Here is a 6,695-nt window from a genome sequence, read left to right on the forward strand (position 1 = left end):
TGCTACCCCGCCACACGGCGAGCGACCTTCGCCGAACCGCACCGCGAAGACCCGGATGGTGTTGGATGGTCGCCATGTCCGGTACCGAGGAGCTGCTCGTCGAGGTCGACCGGCTCGCCACCGAACTCGACCACGCCGACCCGCCCACCCTGCTCGACGTCCGCTGGCGGCTCACCGGTCCGCCCGGCCGCGACGACTACCTGGCCGGCCACCTGCCCGGCGCGGTCTTCGTCGACCTGGACACCGCGCTGTGCGGGCCGCCCGGCGTCGGCGGTCGGCACCCGCTGCCCGACCCGGGCGCGCTGCGGGGGGCGCTGCGGGCCGCCGGCGTCCGGGTCGGTCACCCCGTGGTGGTGTACGACGGCGGTGACGGCCTGGCCGCCGCGCGCGCCTGGTGGACGTTGCGGTGGGCCGGGCACCGGCCGGTGCGCGTGCTGCACGGAGGGTTTCCGGCCTGGGTCGCGGCCGGGCGACAGGTCTCCACCGAGGCGCCGACCCTGAGCCCCGGCGACGTCGAGGTGCACCCCGGTGATCTTCCGGTGCTCGACGCCGGGCAGGCAGCCGCCCTGGCCTCCGCCGACGACGCGGTGCTGCTCGACGTACGGGCCGCGCCCCGGTACCGGGGCGAGGTCGAGCCGATCGACCCGGTCGCCGGTCACGTGCCCGGCGCGGCGAATCTGCCCTCCGGCGAGTACGTGGACGCCGACGGGCGCTTCCCGGCGGCCGAGGTGCTGCGGGAGCGGTTCGCCGCGGTCGGCGTGGGCGGGGCTCGGCAGGTCGGGGCGTACTGCGGCTCCGGCGTGACCGCCGCGCAGGCGGTCCTCGCGCTGCACCTGGCCGGCCGAGGAGACGCCGCGCTCTACGTGGGCTCGTGGAGCAACTGGGTCGCCGACGCGTCCCGGCCGGTCGCCACCGGACCGACACCCGAGCGCTGACCAGCGCGTGCGATGGGCCGACGACGGTCCTCGTGCGACGATGGGCTCATGTCCGACGACACGGTGGTGGTGTGGGACTCCTCGCTGCTCGCCTACAACCTCGGTGACCATCCGCTCGACCCGGTGCGGGTGGAGCTGACCATCGCGCTCGCCCAGGAGTTGGGCATCCTGGCCCGTCCCGGTGTGCGCGTGGTCAAGCCGGAGCCCGCCGACGACGCGCTGCTGACCCGCGTGCACGACCCCGCCTACCTGGCCGCCGTGCGGGCCGCGCCGCGTGACCCGTTGTTCGCCGGGTACGGGCTGGGCACCTCCGACAACCCGGTCTTCGAGGGGATGCACGAGTCCAGCGCGTTGATCGCGGGCGCGACGGTGGCCGCGGCCGAGGCGGTCTGGCGCGGGGACGCCCGCCGGGCGGTGAACGTGGCGGGTGGCCTGCACCACGCGCTGCCCGCCCGGGCGTCCGGCTTCTGCGTCTACAACGACCCCGCGGTGGCCATCGCCCGGCTGCTCGACCTGGGGGCGGAGCGGATCGCGTACGTCGACGTGGACGTGCACCACGGCGACGGTGTGCAGGACATCTTCTGGGACGACCCGCGGGTGCTCACGGTCAGCCTGCACGAGACGCCTCTCGCGCTCTTTCCCGGCACCGGGTTCCCCGACGAGACCGGCGGGCCGGGTGCCCAGGGCAGCGCGGTGAACATGCCGCTGCCACCGGGCGTCGACGACACCGGCTGGCAGCGGGCGTTCCACGCGATCGTGCCGTCGGTGCTGCGCGCGTTCCGGCCGCAGGTGCTCGTCACCCAGTGCGGCGCGGACGGGCACCGGCTCGATCCGCTGGCCGACCTGAACCTGACTGTGGACGGGCAGCGCGCCACCTACCTGGCGCTGCGGGCGCTCGCCGACGAGCTGTGCGAGGGCCGCTGGGTCGCCACCGGCGGCGGCGGGTACGCGCTGGTGGAGGCGGTGCCCCGGGCGTGGACGCATCTGCTGGCCGTGGCGACCGGCGACCCGATCGACCCGGCGACGCTCACCCCGCTCGCCTGGCGGGAGTTGGCGGCGGCCCGTCGACCGGGGCGGGACATCCCGCTGCGGATGACCGACGACGGCGACCCGTCGTACGAGCCGTGGCAGCCGACGGGCGAGCCGAACGCGGTGGACCGCGCCATCGCGGCGACCCGCAAGACCGTCTTCCCGCTGCTCGGGCTCGACCCGTACGACCCGCGGGACTGAGCCGGGCCGTTCTGTGGTGACGAGCGTGGACCAGCCCGCCGACGTGCTGCTCAGCGATGGCAGCACCGTCCAGTTGCGGCAGATCGACCCGGCGGACGCCCCGGGCATCGTGGCGATGCACAGCCGCTTCTCCGAGCGCACCCGCTACCTGCGGTACTTCTCGCCGTACCCGCGCATCCCGGAACGGGACCTGATCCGTTTCGTCACTGTCGACCACCACGACCGGGAGGCGTTCGTGGTGCTGGCCGCCGACCGGATCGTCGCGGTCGGCCGGTACGAGCGCCTGGGCCCGCAGGCGCCGGAGGCGGAGGTGGCCTTCGTGGTGGAGGACGCCTTCCAGGGGCGGGGCATCGGTTCGGTGCTGATGGAGCACCTGGCCGACGCGGCCCGGCGCAACGGCATCATGAGCTTCGTCGCCGAGGTGCTGCCGGCCAACGGGACGATGCTGCGGGTCTTCGCCGACTTCGGCTACCAGGTCCAGCGCGCGTACGCCGACGGTGTGGTGCACCTGAGCTTCCCGATCGCTCCGACCGAGGCCACCCTCGAGGTGCAGCGCGGCCGGGAACACCGCACCGAGGCGCGTTCGATCGCCCGGCTGCTGGCCCCGCGTGGCATCGCCGTCTACGGCGCCAGCGCCACCGGCCAGGGCGTCGGCGCGGCGGTGCTCGGCCATCTGCGCGACGGTGGTTTCACCGGCGCGGTGGTGCCGGTGCACCCGAGCGCGTCGACGGTGGCCGGGCTGCCCGCGTACCCCTCGGCTGTCGACGCCCAGGTGGCGGTGGACCTGGCGGTGGTGGCGGTCCCGCCGGAGGCGGCGACCGCGGTGGTCGCCGACGCGGCCGCCGCCGGGGTACACGGCCTCGTCGTGATCTCGGCCGGCTTCGCCGAGGCCGGCGGCGAGGGCGCGGCCACGCAGCGGTCGCTGGTCCGCGCGGCGCACGCCGCCGGCATGCGCGTGGTCGGCCCGAACTGTCTGGGCGTGGCCAACACCGATCCGACGGTACGCCTCAACGCCACGCTCGCGCCCGCGCTGCCGCCGGCCGGTCGGGTCGGCATCTTCAGCCAGTCCGGCGCGTTCGGGGTGGCGCTGCTCGCCGAGGCGGACCGGCGTGGCCTCGGCCTGTCCAGCTTCGTCTCGGCCGGCAACCGGGCCGACGTCTCCGGCAACGACCTGCTCCAGTACTGGCAGGACGACCCCGGCACCGACGTGATCATGCTGTATCTGGAGACGTTCGGTAACCCGCGCAAGTTCGCCCGGCTGGCCCGGCGCATCGGTCGCGCCAAACCGGTGGTGGCGCTCGCCTCGCCGGCCCGCCCGCCCGGGGTCGGCGACACCGCCGGCCCGGACGCGGTGGCGGTGGCGGCGCTCTTCGCCCAGTCCGGAGTGATCCGGGTGGACACCGTGGCGGAACTGCTCGACGTGGGGGTACTGCTGGCCAACCAGCCGCTGCCCACCGGCGGTCGCGTCGGCGTCGTCGGCAACTCGTCGGCGTTGACCGGGCTGGCGGCGACGGCCTGCGTCGGTCAGGGGCTGACCGTGGCCGACGGCTATCCCCGCGACGTCGGGCCGAGCGCCGGCGCCGCCGAGTTCGCCGCCGCCCTCGCCGAGACGGCCGGCGACGAGCGGGTGGACGCCCTCGTCGTGGTCTTCGCCCCGCCGCTGCCCGGTCAACGCACCGATGTGGACGCCGACGTCACCGCGGCGCTGCCCGCAGCCCTCGCCCTGGGCAAGCCGACAGTGGCGACGTTCCTGGTCGGCCGGCTGCCCGCCGGTGTGCCCGCGTACGGCGGGGTGGAGGAGGCCGTCCGTGCCCTCGCCCGGGTACACAGGTACGCGCAGTGGCTGGGTCGACCGCCCGGCGGAACACCCGAGCTGCCCCGGATCGAGCGGGACGCCGCGCAGGCCGCGCTACGCGCCGACCCCGTCGACACGGGAGCGCTGCTGGCCGCGTACGGCATCGAGACCGTGCCGTCGGTGCCCGCGGACACGATCGGCGCGGCGGTCGAAGCAGCGGCTCGGGTGGGTTTCCCGGTGGCGCTCAAGGCCGCCGATCTCGGGTTGCGGCACCGGCTGGACCTGGGCGCGGTCCGTCTCGACCTCCTCGACGAGGCGAGCGTCCGCCGCGCGTACACCGAGATGGCCGCCGGCTTCGGCGCGGACGTGCTGGTGCAGCCGATGGTCCCGCCCGGGGTCGCCTGTGTGGTGGAGCTGGTGGAAGATCCGGCGTTCGGGCCGGTGGTCGGCTTCGGTCTCGGCGGAGTCGCCACCGAACTGCTGGGGGATCGGGCCTGGCGGTCGGTGCCGCTCACCGACACCGACGCCGCCGAACTGGTCGACGAGCCCCGCGCGGCCCCCCTCTTGCGGGGGCACCGGGGCGCGGCTCCGGTGGACCGGGCGGCCCTGGCCGACCTGCTGTTGCGGGTCGGCCAGCTCGCCGACGAACAGCCCCGGGTGCGCTCGTTGACCCTGAACCCGGTGCTCGCCCGCCCGGACGGCATCTCGGTCCTGCACGCCCAGGTGCGCATCGGCGGCGTGGCCGCCCGCCCGGACACCGGCCCCCGGCGTCTCTGACGGGTGCGCAGGTCAGGCGCGGCTGGAGATCTGCTGCACACCCCAGGTGTTGCCGTCCGGGTCGGCGAAGAAGACGAAGCCCACGTTGTCCAGCGGGTCGGGCACCGGTCGGGGGTTGACACCCACCACCTGGATCTCGCCGACCTGCACGCCGCGCTCGACCAACTCGGCGTGGGCCCGCTTGAGGTCGGGCACCACCAGTTGCAGTCCCCTGAGCGACCCCGGTGGCATCTCCGGGACGACGCCCTTGCCGATCACGATCGAGCAGCCGGAACCGGGTGGGGTCAGCTGCACGATCCGCGCGTCGTCGCTGATCACGGTATCGTGGTCGACGGTGAAGCCGAGCTGGTCGGCGTAGAACGATTTCGCCCGGTCCACGTCCGACACGGGCACGATCACGACTTCCAATGTCCAGTTCACGGGCGCCTCTCGTCGGGGTCTCCAGTCAACCATTGCGGCAAGGGGGAAGGCCCCGGCGAACCGCCAGGGCCTTCCACAACGTGGGGCGCGTCAGCAGGCGTACGCCTCCAGGCGCTGCGCCCGCTCCGGCGCCCGCAGCTTCAGCAGCGTCACCTTCTCGATCTGCCGGATGCGCTCGCGGGACAGGCCGAACTCCCGGCCGACCTCGTCCAGCGTGCGCTGCCGGCCGTCGTCCAGCCCGAACCGGAGCCGGATGACCGCCTGCTCCCGCTGCGACAGCGTGGAGAGCACGATGCTCACCTCGTTGCGCAGCTCGCCCTGCGCGGCCCCCTCGCCCGGGTCGGTGCGCGGGTCCACCGCAGCCACGAAGTCGCCGAGGGCGCTCTCCCCGTCGTCGCCGACGGCCTGGTCCAGGCTGACCGGCTCCCGGTCGTACGAGATGAGTTCGATGACCTGGAACTCGGGGATCTCCAGAGCCCGGGCGACCTCGGCGACTCCTGGCTCGCGGCCCAGCGTCACCGCCAGCTCGCGACGGGCCCGGACCATCCGGTTGACCTGCTCGACCATGTGCACCGGGATACGGATGGTGCGGGCCTGGTCGGCCATGGCGCGGGTGATGGCCTGCCGGATCCACCAGGTGGCGTACGTGGAGAACTTGTAGCCCTTGGCGTAGTCGAACTTCTCCACCGCCCGGATGAGACCGAGGTTGCCCTCCTGGATCAGGTCGAGGAAGGCCATCCCGCGTCCGGTGTAGCGCTTGGCGATGCTGACCACCAGCCGCAGATTCGCCTCCAGCAGGTGGTCCTTGGCGGCGCGACCCTCGACGACGATCAGCTCCAGGTCGGCCCGCAGCTCCTCGGAGACCGGAGTGCAGGTGGCGAGCTTCTCCTCGGCGAACAGTCCGGCCTCGACCCGCCGGGCCAGCTCGACCTCCTGCGCGGCCGTCAGCAGCTTCGTCCGGCCGATGCCGTTGAGGTACGCCCGGACCAGGTCGGTGGAGATGCCGCGCTCGTCGGTGGCGTCCAGGTCGGTGAGGGCGTCGGTCTCGGTGCTGCTGGCCGGGCGCGTCCGGTGTTCCGTCATCTGCAGGACCATCTCTGTCTCCCCGTATCCACGTCTGTGCCGTGTCTCCGGCCCAGTAGTGCCGGTGTGAGACACAGCTTGGCGGGCGAGACGTGAAACGGGAGTGAGCTGATCGCGGACCCGACAGCAATCCCGCAGGATCGCCAAAAAAAACTGTCACCAGAGCGCTTGCCCCACCCCACCCCACCCCACCCCCACCCCCACCCCCACCCCCACCCCCACCCCACCCCACCCCACCCCCACCGCCCGGAATGCGTTGATCATGAAGTTATTGGCCCGACACGCCGGCCGGGCAGGCAATAACTTCATGATCAACGGGGTCTGGTGGGGGTGGGGGTCTGGTAGGGGTGGGGTGGGGTGGGGGTTAGTCCTTGTCGCCTCTGGCGAGGTGGCCCGTTCCGGGCTGAAAATCGTGTCGGTCGCTCGCTGACGTCGTGCTTCCTTGATCCGTACGA

General features: G+C 73.6%; 5 protein-coding genes. 3 read left to right on the top strand and 2 right to left on the bottom strand.

Annotated elements, in window-relative coordinates; genetic code table 11:
- The first annotated feature begins 74 nt into the window (after positions 1-74).
- From ACGFH9_RS29875 to ACGFH9_RS29885, 3 genes are read left to right on the top strand one after another with little or no spacing between them, the layout of a single operon-like run.
- On the top strand, positions 75-935 hold the full coding sequence (locus ACGFH9_RS29875) for a sulfurtransferase (RefSeq protein ID WP_393225913.1): 861 nt from the start codon (positions 75-77) through the stop codon (positions 933-935).
- A 48-nt stretch (positions 936-983) separates the two neighbouring features.
- Positions 984-2,165 carry an acetoin utilization protein AcuC gene (locus ACGFH9_RS29880; RefSeq protein WP_393225916.1) on the top strand — a complete coding sequence of 394 codons (1,182 nt, stop codon included), beginning with the start codon at positions 984-986 and terminating at the stop codon, positions 2,163-2,165.
- Between the two features lie 16 nt (positions 2,166-2,181).
- Positions 2,182-4,737 (top strand): GNAT family N-acetyltransferase, encoded by a 2,556-nt coding sequence (locus ACGFH9_RS29885; protein WP_393225919.1) that lies wholly within the window; start codon positions 2,182-2,184, stop codon positions 4,735-4,737.
- Positions 4,738-4,749: 12 nt separating this feature from the next.
- Here ACGFH9_RS29885 and ACGFH9_RS29890 read toward each other — a convergent pair whose 3' ends face one another.
- Both ACGFH9_RS29890 and sigB read right to left on the bottom strand, forming a co-directional pair.
- Positions 4,750-5,157 carry a VOC family protein gene (locus ACGFH9_RS29890; RefSeq protein ID WP_393225921.1) on the bottom strand — a complete coding sequence of 136 codons (408 nt, stop codon included), beginning with the start codon at positions 5,155-5,157 and terminating at the stop codon, positions 4,750-4,752.
- A gap of 90 nt (positions 5,158-5,247) precedes the next feature.
- Positions 5,248-6,252: an RNA polymerase sigma factor SigB gene (sigB, locus tag ACGFH9_RS29895; RefSeq protein WP_393225924.1), complete on the bottom strand. Its 1,005-nt coding sequence runs from the start codon at positions 6,250-6,252 to the stop codon at positions 5,248-5,250.
- Positions 6,253-6,695: the final 443 nt, after the last annotated feature.

The organism is Micromonospora sp. NPDC049102 (assembly GCF_043197485.1).
GTDB lineage: Bacteria > Actinomycetota > Actinomycetes > Mycobacteriales > Micromonosporaceae > Micromonospora.